Origin of the sequence: Pedobacter sp. KBW01 (assembly GCF_003852395.1) — a bacterium.
GTDB lineage: Bacteria > Bacteroidota > Bacteroidia > Sphingobacteriales > Sphingobacteriaceae > Pedobacter.
The window spans coordinates 70,883-84,291 of sequence record NZ_QAJQ01000016.1 but is presented as its reverse complement, the minus strand read 5'-3'; the positions used below and the strand labels follow the sequence as shown (position 1 = coordinate 84,291).

The following is a 13,409-nucleotide window of genomic DNA, read 5'->3' as shown; positions in this document are numbered from 1 at the left end:
GGAAATACAGAGAGTTTTATGTTATTTAGTAATATGATTAAAACCTTCTCATTTTTACTCTTTTCGCTTACAGTTTTTATTTCATTCTCTGGATGTAAATACGGTAAGGCACACATTCAGAAGCAGGATATTAAAGAATTCGAAGGAATAATAACTTACCACGAAATTTTAAAAAACAGAGATAGCTTATTGAATGTGGACGATACGGTAAAAGTCTTCTATGCTCATGGAAATTATGTTGGTGTACACTCAGAAGGATCGGAAAAGTTCCATTTGGTTAAAGATTATTATTTTGAAGATAAGCCTTTAAGGCTATTACTTTTTAACAACTCAGATACACTGTATCAAATGAGTTTAAATTTTCCAATCGAAAAACTGGAGCGTTTCAAAGTAACCAAAATAAACAATCAGGTACTTTCAAAGCAATGCGAACGCATTGATCTCAACACCAGTTATGCAGAAAATGATTCTGTTACATACTCAGATTTTAGTTTCATATTTTCAAGGGGTTATTTAAATGTCAAGAAAGAACATTTCAAGAACTGGAATCTTGGGTACTTTAATAAAGTTGTAAATGAATGTGGAACACTCTACTTAAGTTTTAAAGCAGTTCATTTTGACAGTTCGTATAAGAATATCTTATCAGTTAAAACCTACGACATTATATCTGTAAAAGAACAACCTGTAGATCCTAAAATATTTGAAATAGATCCCTCAAAGATTAAATCGCTAAATAATAGGTAAGTGCCAAACGATGTTAATCAAACTGGAAAATATATGCACTTGGCGATTATCACCTTCAATAGTATCTCAATCAGGCCAGAGACTCGTATCTATTAGTTAATCCGTAGAACTCCTGTGGAACTCTACGGACAATTGGTGACTAGTGCTTTTCATCTTCAATTGATGTTTTAAGCTTTAGCAATTCTTCTTTTGTAAACTTCCCTGCCAGGCTTATTTTGTTTCCTGAAAATTCACCAAAGATGGTTACGACTTGAATAAGTTTGTTATTTATTATAAGTCCCATTTGCCTATTCGTATTAAAACCCGAGGATAATGATCCAAGTTTTGAACTTGCATCACTATCTAAGGTGAAGTTTAATATTGGATTATTCCTGTTGCCATATCTTTCCATGGCGACCTCCATATGTGCTATACTTTTTACCGATATAAATATCTCCTTTTCAATCATATAGACTTTATCAGATTTATTCAATTTAATTGAAGTAGAAGTTTTATTATCCGTTATCAGGTACCATCCAGATTGTAACTTGTTTTTAGGAACGTCACTTAGGGCATTACCAAAAGAGATAATTAGAATTAAGATAGTGTTTACGAGAGCTTTCATAAGCCGAGTACAGTTAGTTAGGAATGTTTATAATGGTATACTTTACAAACCCCACTAGCGTGTAGCATCGCAAACACCCTTAAAATAACCCACAGATTCAGCTATTCCTGCTAATGGGTCTTTCATGTCTTTTTCGTATTCTAAACTACATGAACCTTTATAATTAACTTTTCTCAGCATTCTTACAAAGGCGGGGATATCAATTACACCGCGACCGAGTTCGCAAGTAGTACCTTCGTTTGTGGCTGCGGTTACATTCTTTAAATGCATATCAAAAATCCGTTTCGAGAACTTCTGAAGGTCTGCAACCGAATCCCGCCCGTCTCTTTTGTTATGCCCCATATCAAAGCAGATCCCCACACGTTGATCGAGGTTTTTAATCAGGTTATAAATGCTTTCTGCATTGGGATATAGTTTATCCTGGGGACCATGGTTATGAATGGCATAGCGAATATTGTATTCTTTTGTCTTTTGGGCAACATATTCCAGGTCGGCATGGGCCGGAATTCCGATCAGCAAATCGACACCTACCCGTTTGGCATAATCGAATGCATTATCAATCTCTTCTTTGTTCTTGGTGTATATGGGCCCAACGGCATATCCTACCACGTTATTGTCTTTAAGTTTAGCGTGAAAGGCTGCAATTTCTGCTGCTGTACTTTTAAAAGGCAAATGAAAATCTTTAATACAGAGGTATCGCACATCAACCTTTTTCATCATCTTAAGCGATTCTTCCAGGTTAAAATTCAGAAAGCTATAGCCCGCAATAGCTAATTTAAAACTGTCTTCCCCAGCCGCACTGTGGCTATCGGGTTCAGCGAAAACAGAGGGGATGTTGATTAGTGTTGCTGCAGTTATGCCTAATATTCCTTTTTGTAAAAAAAATCTTCTTGTTGTCATCTTAAAATTTTATCAGTTCATTAAAGTTAAGATAAATTGATATAGTTGAGCTTCACCGAAGGAAATGTTACAAAGTTGGTTCATTAGTGGGGATGTTTGATAGTTAATGGCTCATGGTTAATGGCCAATAGTTCAAAGCCCCATCATCCATCTTCCCTTTTCCATCCCTTAGCCTAGTACACTGCGTTCTCTCCGCTCAAACTATGCCATACGCCATCTTCGCCTTTAAACTCTAATTTGAGGCTATTATTGGTGCCTTTTAAGGCATAAATGCTAAGCGGATGATAACCTGCTTCAAGGCTAACTGTTTTTTCGATTTCCTTACCGCTGGTATAACCAAAATCGGCATCCAGCAGGTTAATCTGGTGGAGCTTTACAAAAGCTTTGCCTGCTGTACTTAACCTAAAGGTGTAAGTGCCTTTTTTATCGATCTTAAACAGGGTTTGATATTGAATCATTCCTTTATTTTTAGCCGTAACGGTAGCCAGCGATTGAACTACTCCGCTTGCTGCGGGTTTCGATTGGTTTGAAACCGATACATAGTGGAAGTTGCCCGGGAAGAACGACCATTTTAAACCTGGTTTGGTACTTTTAGGCATTTGTACACCCGGAATGGCAATACTATCATAAGGGCGTTTCGCTTCCTGATCCATCATCCGCAATTGTAGTGCCCTGTTACGGAACTGGTTCTGTAGCCCGCTTAAATCTGTATTTTTAGCCAGGTTATTGGTCTGTTTAGGGTCTTTAACCACATTGTAGATTTCAAAATCATCGGCTGCCGATTTAATGTTGTAGCGTACACCTACTAAATCGCCAATTCTTACCATCTGCATCTGGTTGCGTTTGCGGCTGGCATGGTTAGCTTCGAACTGACTAAATGCAGGGGTGCTGCCCGACTCGAAATACTCTACATATACGTTGCCTGCTATTTGTTTGCCCGCATTGGTTAAAGATGGCACCAGCGATACACCGGTAACGCGCGCCGGAATGGGCGCTCCTGCAGCATCTGCAAAAGTAGGTAACCAATCTGATAGCATAGAGGGGATATTCACCACCTTACCCGCTGGGATACGTTTAGGCCAGGCAATAACCGAAGGCATACGCAAACCACCTTCCCAGCAATCGCGTTTTATGCCATCAAAAGGGCCGTAGCTCTCAAAAAAAGTAGGGTGGTTAGGCACATATTGCTTAGGCAGGTACGATTCTATCGATGGGCCATTATCAGAGGTAAACACGATAATGGTATTGTCGGCGATTTTAAGGTCTGATAGTAAGGCACGGATATCACCTATTGCATCGTCCAATCGCCTTACAGCCGTTGCATATCTTTTATAGGTATCTGGCCAGGGCTTATTTGGGGTACCCGGATCGCGGTCATCATCGTAAGTGGCATTAGCATAATCGGGATGGGTATAGCTATCGACCGTACCCGAAGCCGAATTAATCATATTCCCTTTCTGGTTAAGCCATTGCAAACCGCCATTCAGGCCTCCTCCTTTGGGGTAGCTTTGTGTGGGCAGTTCTAACACGGCATGTGGCGCATCGTAAGCCAGGTACATAAAAAAAGGTTGCTTAGCCTGATGCTGCTTTTCGAAGCCGATAATATAATCTTTGGCTTTTGCTGTCCAAAGGTCGGTGGTGTAGCATTTCTGCAAATCTGCCGATACCTCGGTGTAGTTATTCCAGACTTCTTTTTTACCCCGATAAACACCTTCAACAGGGTAGTGCTCGTGGCCATCGGCATGGCGCGTATAACCATAGTACTGGTCGAAACCTCTTTTTAACGGATGGGCAGGCCAGTTGGGGCGCTGCTTTTCATCAGTTCCCTGCAAACCCCATTTCCCAATAGCAACGGTGGCATAACCTGCATCTTTGAGTACGGTGGCCATGGTGTGGTTATTTTCGAGGGCCTTATCAAACTGGTTATCCCTGATGTGGGCATTGCCCTGGTTTACCCCTGTAAGCAGCGAAGCCCGCGAAGGTGCACAAACCGGTGCATTGGCATATTGTTGACTAAGCACCGCTCCTGCCCGTGCCATGGCATCGAGGTTAGGCGTAACCAATGCCGGCAGGTTTTTATCTTTCTGGTTCTGAAAAAGCACACCCAAATCGCCATAGCCCAAATCATCAACCAAAACATAGATGATGTTTGGTTTTTGCTGGGCATTTACTGCTGAAACTGATATGGTGCACCACAAAATTAGGAGGGTATACCTGAGGATGTTTCTTTTGCTGCTTTTCATAAGGGAGGATCGGGATTATATTGGTTTGAGGTAATTCAAACAACAGGAGCCTTTAGCAAGCTCCTATTGTTGGGTTAAGTATTTAAACTGTTATTTCCAGCCGGGGTTTTGTACAATTTTAGGATTAAGCACTATTTGATTAGATGGAATGGGATAAAGGTAATAATAATCGGGAAAAGTGCCCGGAGGTACTCCTAAATAAGAAATGTAGCCTGCCGATGCCCCGTTCTGGATTGGTATAATGCTATTGGTTGGTACATCTACACCTTTAGTGAGGTAACGGCCTAGTTTTTCTTTCATGGCATATTCCATTTTTTTCCACCTGCGCAGGTCGTCAAACCTAAAGCCTTCGCCCACCAGTTCTACTGCCCTTTCGCGCCTAATCTCCCACAAAATAGGGTTTATACTTTGGTCGCGGGTTGGATCGACTGCTATTGCGCTTAAATTTAAGGCGGCTACTGCTCCCCTTGCCCTCAGTTTATTTATGGTGGCATCTGCTACGGCCTGGCTAAAAGTGCCCAGTTCGTAAGTAGCTTCGGCATGGTTGGCCAAAACCTCGCCCATTCTAAACAGCGGACAATCACTAATGTCTTGCCCCTGGGCATCCTGTACCTGCTGGTTGTAATATTTATAAAACCTGTAACCTGTATAGGTAACCGAGTAAGGCTGGCCGTTCGGGAAATCTACATAGTGTGGTTCCTGTCTTACCACAAAGCCATTCCAGTTGCGGGTTGGCAATGTTTTGTGCGTACCATCCGAAATGGCCTGCATTAAACCAAAGTACGAGGTATCAACCGGGTTGGTGGTATAGGTAAAGGTAAGGCTGGGCGGATTGGTATTTACATTAAAGGGCGGTGGCACGCAATAATACAAACGTCTGTCTCTATTCCTGAATTCGGTAAAGGGCGATTTATCTCCCTGAAACAGTTGGCTTGTAAAACGGGTTTCGCCATCTTTCATTAAAAACATATCAGCAGCAGCTTTAGTCAGGTCGTAACGGCCCGATGAATTGCGGGTTTGGGTAGATTGGCTGTGGGTAATCTGATTGGCTACATAGGCTTTGTACAAGATGATTCCAGGCGCTCCTGCTAACGATACGCTGTTAAAATCGAGGTCGTAGTTGGTGTTTAGTGTTGGGTAAGTAACCATCAGTTTGGTAGAAGCATCTACACTGGCCTGTAAATAGGTGTTGGCGCCACTTAAACCGTGGTATTTGCGCCAGGTACCTTCTCTTAAGCCAAAGCGCGAAAGGAGTGCCCTAACGGCATGCACTGTAATGGTATTATCGCCGTCGCCGTTTTTTAAGTTTGCCTCGGCGTATTGCAGGTCTTTTAAAATGTTGGCCGCTACTACATCCCGTGTGGTACGTGGCATGCTCAATTCTTCGGATTTATCGTTTAAAGCATGTTCGGTGTAAGGCACATCGCCATACAGGTTAAGGAGGGTAATGTAGTTGTAAGCCCTGAAAAAATAGCCAATACAACGCCAGTGATCTTTATCTGCTGCATTTAGTGTAGATTGATCAATATTATCCAGCATCAGATTAATGGTGCGGATATTGGCATAAGGCCTGGAGTACGAATCGGAAGATGAAGGAATGGTAACCTGTTGCCAGATCCATTGCGACTGCCCGTTCGGATTTGCCCGTGCAAACATATCGCTGTTTAGCTCGTCTTCCAGCATATCGTTGGTATAGCCATTAAAGGCGTTGTAAAACTGCCATGAATAGGTTAAAAAGCCATTGTAATCAGATAGGGTATTCTCGAGGGTTAGCTGACCTTCGGGTTTAAGCGCTAACTTATTGCAGCCCATTATTGCAGCCAAAATGCCGCATAACATTAGGTGCTTAATATTGGTTAGGGATATGATAGGGGTTTTCATAAATTTTTCTTTAAGGTTTGTACCTTGTTTATTCGTTTTTACCGACATTAGAAGCTAATGTTGGCACCAAAACTGTATTTTTTAATAAAGGGATAAATACCGCCGCTGCCCAGGTTAGTTGCTTCAGCATCCAGTCCTTCGGGCAGGTGATCGAGCGTAATCAGGTTCTCGCCCGAGAAGAAGATTCTGGCCTTCATCTTATCCTTTAACCATTTGGCTGGTAGTGTATAGCCTAACGAAACATTTTTTAAGCGGATATAAGCACCGTTCGATAAATATTTGGTTTGTACCATGCGGCTGGTGCCGGTATTGCCCGATGCGTTTGAATATGATCTTGGGTAAAAAGCATTGGTATTGGTAGGTGTCCAGTAATCGAGCTGATGGGCATAAATACCGCTAAACTGATCCAGGTAAGGGAAATAAACCTGGTTGCTGATCCAGATGTCGCGTTTGCCCACGCCGTTAACGAAGAAAGAGAAGTCGAAATTTTTGTAAGCAGCATTACCATTAAAGCCAAACTGGAACCTGCGGTTGCTGTTACCGATAATGCTGCGGTCGCCAGGGTTGGCCAGGGTATTGTTACCTGTAAAAATGGTGCCATCGTTATTTAAATCAACAAAGCGAATGTCGCCCGGGTTTTGATTCACTCCACGGTAAGGCGCTATGCCCGGCTGCAGTGTTCCGTTTTGCAGGTTGGCATTAAGCGTTCCGGCAGCAAAATCGCCTGTTCCGAAGTAGCCCTGGGTAACGTAGCCCCATATGTCGCCAATTTTCTGCCCAATAAAATAATTGGAGATGGTTCCATCGGCATTAAAATTCAGTAAACCGCTCGGGTTATTGTAATTGGTAATGTAGGCCTGGTTATTAGATACATTAAAGTTAACCGAATATTTGAATTCGTTTATCTTATCGTTCCAGCCTAGGTTAAGTTCCCAGCCTTTTACTTTTAAATCGGCTACGTTTTGTAAAGGCGCAGCAGTACCCAGTATAGCCGAGAGTTCGTTGCTTGGTGCCAACATACCGAGTGTTTTGCGGATATAGGCATCGAACGATCCGGTTAAGCGATTGTTAAGGAAACCAAAATCGAGGCCGATGTTTGAGGTTTGCACGCGCTCCCAGGTAAAGCTGGCACTTACCAGTGCAGGTGGCGGTACAGTAACCCGCAGTACACCGGTTATCGGATCAATCCAGGTAGAGTTAGTTGGCGAAGAAGCGGGGATGTAAGGGTAATAATTCTGATCGCCATTTGATTTTAGTACTACCTGGTTGCCAATCTCCCCGTACGACGCCCTTATTTTCAGGGCTGTAACCGTTGTTTTAATGTTTTTCATAAACGATTCGCCCATGATGTTCCAGCCGGCAGAGAACGAAGGGAAAAAGCCAAAGCGGCTACCTGAAGGAAAGCGCGAAGAACCATCGTAACGCCCTGTGGCTTCAAACAAATAACGGCCATCGTAATTGTAGTTTATGCGGCCAAAATAACCGGAAACGGCAAACGAAGAAAAAGCATCGGCACTGGTAATGTTGCCTGTACTGCCCGAAATGGATGGCGAGCTCTGGCTGATTACCCCTAACCTGTTAACCTCAAAGCTGTTTTCGGTGTTTTTCTCTTGGTTGGTACCCAGTACCGCATCCAGGTTGTGCTTTTGCCCTAATACGGTACTGTAATTGGCGTAAACGTTTACTGCATTGTAGTTTACTCCATTGTTGTAGCGGTTATAGCTGGAGTTTACACTAATGGGCGATACGGTAAAGTTTAGCGGGTTAATGTATTGGTTTACGGTAGTTTGTATGGTGCGGTTGGTATTAACCTGGTTAAACGTGTATTCGGCGTTCAGTTTCAGGCCGGTGGCAATGTTGTACTGTAATTTGCCAAATAACCTTAAGTTGTTGTCTTTGTTAATGTTGTAAGGCTCTTTATCTAAAATGTTATTTGGGGTATTGTAGGGTAACGATGTGCCGTTTGGCGCAATGCCGTAACCTGTTGGCGCATAAGGACCAAAAGTAATGGCATTATAAAAAAGGCCATTGTAATCTCTGGGTGTGTTTCTAACCGAGTTATAATAAAGCACATTAATGCTGGCAATTAATTTCGAAGTGAGGTTGGTATTCAGGTAGGCGTTCAGGTTATAGCGGGTAAAAGCATCTGATTTGGTGGCTATAATCCCATCCTGGTTGGTGTAACCGGTTGATACCCTGAAATTCGATTTTTCAGAGCCTCCGCTAAACGAGAGGTTGTGAAGCTGCTCAAAGCCGCCCGGCATAAAAGACTGGTACAAATCGCTCTGTGCCAAAGGGTACTGAATACCACCTTGCGTGGCAATACCCGATGACGGAAACTGACCGGGGTTTTGCTGATATTGTTGCAATAAACCCTGCCAGGTAGCTACATTTTGCCCTGCCCAGTAAGAGGTGGTACCAAAATCGCTAAGCGCCTGTACAAACTCGCTTACGGTTGTTTTTTTTGGTAAAGTGCTCGGCTTGGTATTGGCCAGGTTACCCGAATATTCGAATTTAATGGGTTGGTTGCGGCCGCCTTGCTTGGTGGTAATTAATATTACCCCAAATGCTGCACGCGCTCCATAAATAGATGATGCTGATGCATCTTTGAGTACGGTTACAGAAGCAATGTCTTTCGGATTAATATCATCCATATCCATAGCCACATTATCAACCAATACCAAAGGCGAACCGCCGTTAATTGAGGTAAAACCCCTGATGTTTAAATTGCTTCTAACCCCTGGCTGACCGCTGTTGGTGGTTACCTGTAAACCTGGCGATGCACCCTGCAAAATTTGCGAGGTACTGGTTACCGGGCGTTCGCCCAATATCTCGTCCATTTTAACGGTAGCCACGGCTCCGGTTAAATTTACTTTTTTCTGTGTGCCAAAGCCCACTACTACCACATCCTGCAGTGCGCTGTTTTCTTCTTTCAGTTTAACGGTAATGGTAATCTGCTCTCCGGCTTTAAGGCTGTAGCCGCTCATGGTTTGGGTTTCGTAACCTACCGAGCGGATAATGAAGCTGTACGAGCCTGCAGGCAGTGCTTTAAACTGAAAAATACCATCCGGATCGGTCTGTGTATTGAGTAAAGCTCCGCCATTCAGGTTTTTGGCCGAAACGGATACGCCGGGTAGCGGAAGGTTCTTCTCGTCGGTAACCAAACCTTTTACCGTAGTGGTTTGCTGTGCAATAACAGGGTGGCCTAACAAACAGAGCAGTAAAATGGCCCCTGCAATGAGCGGATGTTTAATTTTGGAGTAGTTTATTTTCATATTTTAGTTATTTGGTTTTTTAGGCAATACAAATCCTGCGCAGTATTGCTGCGGAATATTGGTGATATGGCATTTTGGGCATAGTCTGATCTTCAATCAGTACGATAAGCCCCTTGCCCGGTTTAAAGCATGGTGGAGTGCTGTTGGCCTGTAGGGCAGTTTGGTGGTTAGTAAGTGTAACAGTTTCTCATAATCAATTTTGGTTATTATACTTTAAAATTGTGCAGAGAAACCATGCATAGTCTCCCCGCTATTTTTTATCACCGGGTAATAATATATTCGTTATCGTTTGGCCTGATCAGTTTAAGCCCGTTCACTTTCACAATATTCTCCAGAATATGCTGTATGGAATCAGACTGATCAAAACTGCCAATGTAATACATCTTTTCAAAATCGTCGTTGGCGTACTGTATGTGTACGTTATAGGTACTGGCCAACTGATCGAAAACATCCGATAGGTTCACTTTATCAAATACAAGCAGGTGTTGCTGTTGTTTAGCCATTTTCGCCTGCTTACGGCTTAAATCAAACGAAGCCTTTAATTTGTTATAGGTAAGCTTATCGCCCGGATATAAATAATAGCTCCGTTTGTTGGTTTCAGCCTTTCCATGCTGTTTTACAACTACTTTTCCTTCAAACAGTTCTACTATCGTTTCGGGAGCGTTTGGTACTGCAATTACCTTAAAGCGGGTGCCCAATGCGGTAGTAGCCAGCTGACCACTGTACACGGTAAAGGGTTTCGTTTTATCTTTTGCTACCCTGAATAAGGCCTCGCCCTCCAGTAAAATATCGCGTTTATTGTGCTGAAAGGGTTCATCGTATGCTATTTTTGCCCCTGCCGCCAATTCTATAATCGAGCCATCGGGCATTTTAACTACTTTAACTTTAGCGCTGCTGTTGTTTATTGTTTTATGCACAAAGGTAGCCACTACCTGTTGCTGCGACTGCCGTATTAAGGTATCGCGTGTAAAATATGCCGCGGCAAAAACAACCAGGGCTGCAACAACAGTAGCAGCAATGCCGTACTTTAAAACCGAAAGTCTCCTGCTCCTTTGCGTAATGGTATGCAACTTAATTTCCTGCCATATCTCTTCCCAAAAAGATTCTGTTTTATCGTTATGTGTTATTGCTGCATTCCATTCGCTTACGTTTAAATACTTATCCAGTACGGCCGGATGGGCATTTAAGTAGCCTGCAACAGCCTGCGCTTCTGCAGGGCTGCACTGCTCCATGAAAAATTTCGCTATAAGTTCTTCAGTTACGGGCATTATATCAATTTGTTATAGGGTAATACGCAGCAAAAGCAGAAAGTCCTCCGCGGTTTGTTCTTTTTTTTGAAAAAAATTATTTTAACATTAAAATAAGCAGAAACAGGGGAAGCGGGAAATCGCTGCGAAGCTTTCTAAGCGCTTTGGCCAAATGGTTATCTACCGCTTTTTCTGTAATCCCCAATTTGGCCGCTACCTCTTTGTAACTGTAGCCTTCCAGCTTATGCAGCTCAAATACCTTTTTGCGCAGTTCGGGCATTTCATTCAGAATTTGCAGCATGCGGCGCTTCGTATCAAACTCCATCGATTGGTAATTGGGTTCGCCCTGTGCCTCGCCAGTGGTTTCGATACTCACCTGGCTGGCCTTTTGTTTATTGGCTTTTCTAATGTAATCAATCAACACGGTACGGGCAATGTGAAACAACTGCTGATCGAGCGAATAATCACTGTTTAAAGTGCTACGATACTGCCAGAGTTTTAAAAAGGTGGTTTGCAGTAAATCTTTTGCATCCTCTGCCGAGGCGGTACGGCGTAAGAAATAATAATAGCCTTTGCTTCGCCATTTTTTATAGGCTTGCTCAAAGGCATCTTCATCCCCGCGTTTTATATCCGAAATCAGGCTTAAAGGGTTCACTGGTTTATTAGTTCAATGGTTCATTTGGGAGGTATGGTTGATAGGCAATGGTTCATAAGCCTTTAGGAGATCATATCCATTTTCCATGCTCCATTTTACCTCATACGATGTTATCTAAAGGTACAATTTATATCTTATTTATTGCAAACACCTGCTATTATTGGTTTTTAAGCTTGCTGCTGTGGCGAAACAATTTGCCGGCCTCAACTGTCTGAATAATATCCAAAAACATAAAATTATGACCACACAAGAAGTTGCTGACCAACTGGTACAGCTATGCCGTGAAGGTAAAAACGATCAGGCCATCGACGAACTTTACGCCGATGATATTGTAAGCCGCGAGCCCAAAGGTTCGCCCATGGAACTTACCGAAGGTAAAGCCGCTGTAAAGGATAAAACCCTGCGTTGGGAAGAAAGCGTACAGGAAATCCACAGCGCTACCTGCACCGACCCTATAGTTGCCGAACATCATTTTTCGATCGTAATGGATATCGATGCCACTTATAAGGAACATGGCCGGATGAAAATGAGCGAAATAGCTGTTTACGAAGTAAAAGATGGTAAAATTGTAGCCGATGAATTCTTTTACCGAATGGGGTAAGGGGAGAAACGGTTACAAAATGGCGCACTTTATAAACAGAAGGAAACATTAGTGAAAAGATGTTTCCTTTTTTTATATGGGATAAAGTAACACTGAGACATGCCCTTTTTTATTATTTATCTTTTCTTTGATCAATTCAAAAGACTTTGTAATTCATTAAAGAAGTAGCCAATTGGACTGTTGCTACTCTTGTGGATATTATATACCTTCAAAAAATGAAACGCTCATCATTCGTCGTACTAATATTATTATGCTTTTTGATTATAAACTGTACTTCACCTATAGTGCAATCATTCCGGAAAATACAAGCTTCCTTAGAACAATCGAATGAAAGTTTTGTAGCATTAAATAAAAAACAATTAACAGAGATTCGCGATTATGGTGTAGAAGCACTTTCAAGGCAAGCCGATTCTATATTCTTTGCCAGTGAAAACCTTAATGATTTGATAGATGAGTACAAAACCCAAATAATCAATCTTGATTTGACGGGGTATGATGTAAATACTGGTTACAAAGTTATTGCTACCCCTGATTTTATCAAAGGAGCTTTGATATCTGCTACATCAACACTTGTTAAAAAGTGTGCTAAAGTTCATATCTACCCTCCGAAAAAGAAACGTTTAGATAGTCTTACTTTTAATTTTACTCAGATTAATTCAGATACGACTTATTTTACAAAGCATTTTAAGGGGATACTTTCTGCAAATGTATTGGTAGCGTTGGCCCGTTTGCAATTGGAAAGTTCTGAAATAACTCATTTATGCTTACAGTCAATTTCTCAACCATTAAAAGAAGCCTTCCCTGTATATAAGGAAGGTAAAAATGTACTGCTAATGAAATACTTTTCTGATGAAATAACACCAATACTTTGGGAATGTACGGACGAACCAAAGGTTGGGCGTTTGCCTACCCGATTAAAGATGATTTTGAGTATAAACGAGAACGGACAGGTAAAAGACGTAATATTTCCGGAAGAAAATCTTTCCATTACTTGTAAACAGTTAGTCAAAAGGAAGCTGTTAACCATGGAGTGCTGGGAGGCACCTCAAATTTTGGGCAAACCCATTAAAACAAAATATACCTGTAATATCAGTTGTTTAAATTGGAATTACTAATTGCACGAATATAAATGTCTGACACAAAACAAATCTATAAACAACTTAAGAGTAATAAGGAGTTGATTGTAGAGGTGTGAGCTTTCCCGAAGGGTTTCTGGCTGTGATCTCCTATGCCGGATAGCAGGGTGCAGAGAAACCCAA

General features: G+C 42.1%; 10 protein-coding genes. 3 read left to right on the top strand and 7 right to left on the bottom strand.

All coding sequences use genetic code 11. The features are described from left to right. The first annotated feature begins 33 nt into the window (after window positions 1–33). Window positions 34–744, top strand: coding sequence for a hypothetical protein (locus DBR40_RS17325; protein ID WP_124561002.1), 711 nt, complete (start codon window positions 34–36; stop codon window positions 742–744). A gap of 139 nt (window positions 745–883) precedes the next feature. On the opposite strand, the gene DBR40_RS17320 is transcribed toward DBR40_RS17325, so the two are convergent. From DBR40_RS17320 to DBR40_RS17290, 7 genes are all read right to left on the bottom strand, one after another. Beyond that, window positions 884–1,348, bottom strand: a complete 465-nt coding sequence (locus tag DBR40_RS17320; protein WP_124561001.1) for a SecDF P1 head subdomain-containing protein — start codon at window positions 1,346–1,348, stop codon at window positions 884–886. A gap of 54 nt (window positions 1,349–1,402) precedes the next feature. Next, window positions 1,403–2,248 (bottom strand): sugar phosphate isomerase/epimerase family protein, encoded by an 846-nt coding sequence (locus DBR40_RS17315; RefSeq protein ID WP_124561000.1) that lies wholly within the window; start codon window positions 2,246–2,248, stop codon window positions 1,403–1,405. 173 nt (window positions 2,249–2,421) lie between these two features. Beyond that, window positions 2,422–4,491, bottom strand: coding sequence for a sulfatase-like hydrolase/transferase (locus DBR40_RS17310; protein WP_124560999.1), 2,070 nt, complete (start codon window positions 4,489–4,491; stop codon window positions 2,422–2,424). Window positions 4,492–4,581: 90 nt separating this feature from the next. Beyond that, window positions 4,582–6,372, bottom strand: coding sequence for a RagB/SusD family nutrient uptake outer membrane protein (locus DBR40_RS17305; protein WP_158674075.1), 1,791 nt, complete (start codon window positions 6,370–6,372; stop codon window positions 4,582–4,584). A gap of 47 nt (window positions 6,373–6,419) precedes the next feature. Continuing rightward, window positions 6,420–9,647, bottom strand: a complete 3,228-nt coding sequence (locus DBR40_RS17300; RefSeq protein ID WP_124560997.1) for a SusC/RagA family TonB-linked outer membrane protein — start codon at window positions 9,645–9,647, stop codon at window positions 6,420–6,422. A gap of 260 nt (window positions 9,648–9,907) precedes the next feature. Further along, window positions 9,908–10,915, bottom strand: coding sequence for a FecR family protein (locus DBR40_RS17295; protein WP_124560996.1), 1,008 nt, complete (start codon window positions 10,913–10,915; stop codon window positions 9,908–9,910). Between the two features lie 76 nt (window positions 10,916–10,991). Then, window positions 10,992–11,549: an RNA polymerase sigma factor gene (locus tag DBR40_RS17290; protein WP_124560995.1), complete on the bottom strand. Its 558-nt coding sequence runs from the start codon at window positions 11,547–11,549 to the stop codon at window positions 10,992–10,994. Between the two features lie 238 nt (window positions 11,550–11,787). Between DBR40_RS17290 and DBR40_RS17285 the strand changes: the two genes are divergently transcribed. Beyond that, complete coding sequence (locus DBR40_RS17285; protein WP_124560994.1) at window positions 11,788–12,150, top strand: nuclear transport factor 2 family protein; 363 nt, start codon at window positions 11,788–11,790, stop codon at window positions 12,148–12,150. 215 nt (window positions 12,151–12,365) lie between these two features. Further along, window positions 12,366–13,265, top strand: a complete 900-nt coding sequence (locus DBR40_RS17280; protein ID WP_124560993.1) for a hypothetical protein — start codon at window positions 12,366–12,368, stop codon at window positions 13,263–13,265. The last annotated feature ends 144 nt before the right edge of the window (window positions 13,266–13,409 follow it).

Excerpts from the sequence above, each read along its gene's own strand:
- DBR40_RS17325 (WP_124561002.1), top strand. The coding sequence starts at position 34 with ATGATTAAAACCTTCTCATTTTTACTCTTTTCGCTTACAGTTTTTATT.
- DBR40_RS17320 (WP_124561001.1), bottom strand. The coding sequence starts at position 1,348 with ATGAAAGCTCTCGTAAACACTATCTTAATTCTAATTATCTCTTTTGGT.
- DBR40_RS17315 (WP_124561000.1), bottom strand. The coding sequence starts at position 2,248 with ATGACAACAAGAAGATTTTTTTTACAAAAAGGAATATTAGGCATAACT.
- DBR40_RS17310 (WP_124560999.1), bottom strand. The coding sequence starts at position 4,491 with ATGAAAAGCAGCAAAAGAAACATCCTCAGGTATACCCTCCTAATTTTG.
- DBR40_RS17305 (WP_158674075.1), bottom strand. The coding sequence starts at position 6,372 with ATGAAAACCCCTATCATATCCCTAACCAATATTAAGCACCTAATGTTA.
- DBR40_RS17300 (WP_124560997.1), bottom strand. The coding sequence starts at position 9,647 with ATGAAAATAAACTACTCCAAAATTAAACATCCGCTCATTGCAGGGGCC.
- DBR40_RS17295 (WP_124560996.1), bottom strand. The coding sequence starts at position 10,915 with ATGCCCGTAACTGAAGAACTTATAGCGAAATTTTTCATGGAGCAGTGC.
- DBR40_RS17285 (WP_124560994.1), top strand. The coding sequence starts at position 11,788 with ATGACCACACAAGAAGTTGCTGACCAACTGGTACAGCTATGCCGTGAA.
- DBR40_RS17280 (WP_124560993.1), top strand. The coding sequence starts at position 12,366 with ATGAAACGCTCATCATTCGTCGTACTAATATTATTATGCTTTTTGATT.